Annotated in this window: 2 pseudogenes; both read left to right on the forward strand. The window is 77.7% G+C overall.

The window, feature by feature from the left end:
- Positions 1-248 precede the first annotated feature (248 nt).
- Positions 249-326: pseudogene (locus HMPREF3099_RS13690) on the forward strand (chloramphenicol phosphotransferase); the annotation flags it as partial.
- Between the two features lie 43 nt (positions 327-369).
- Positions 370-741: pseudogene (locus tag HMPREF3099_RS04250) on the forward strand (hypothetical protein); the annotation flags it as partial.

Raw genomic sequence — 741 nt, forward strand, 5'->3', positions numbered from 1 at the left:
TCGTGGCGGTCACCCCCGCCGGCGAGGTGGTGCTGGCGTTCAACTCCCCGGGCATGTACCGCGCCCACGACACCGGCGAGGGGCCCGTCACCGGCATCGCGTGAGGCCCGGTGGCAGGCTGGCCGACCCGTGGCTCCGGCTGACGGTGGACGACCTCCTCGAGGCGATGCCGCCGCGCCTGCTCTCGGGCGAGGGCCGGGACATCGCCGCCGACGGGAGCATCGGCGTGGCCGGGTGCTCGTGGAGGACGCCCTGCTCAGCGGTCCGCCCGCCAGGCCGATGCGGTGCACCGCGGCATCCGGTACGACCTCGAGGTGGACACGGGCGCCGCGCCCACCGCCACCCCGCCCGGGCACTACCGTGGGCCGAATGACCCCCTCCGACGGCTCCGGCGGCTTCCGCTCCCTGGCGGCCGACCTGCGCGGCCGCTCCGAGGCCGAGCTCACCGACCTGCTCCTGACCCGCCCCGACCTGGCGCGCCACACCATCGGCGACCTCGCGTCCCTGGCCGCGGCCGCCACCACCACCGCCTCGCTCACCCGCGCCCTGGACGCCCTCACCCGCCCGGAGCTGCAGGTCCTCGAGTCGGCCATGGTGCTGGCCCCCGCCACCGCCGATGCGGTGGCCGCCGCCACGGGCGCCGACGTCGCCACCGTGTCCGCCCACCTGGACGCCCTGTGGACCGCCGCCCTGCTCTGGCGCAGCCCGGAGGGCCTCCGCCCGGTGCGCGTGCTGGCCGAG

Origin of the sequence: Kytococcus sp. HMSC28H12 (assembly GCF_001816045.1) — a bacterium.
Lineage (GTDB): Bacteria > Actinomycetota > Actinomycetes > Actinomycetales > Dermatophilaceae > Kytococcus > Kytococcus schroeteri.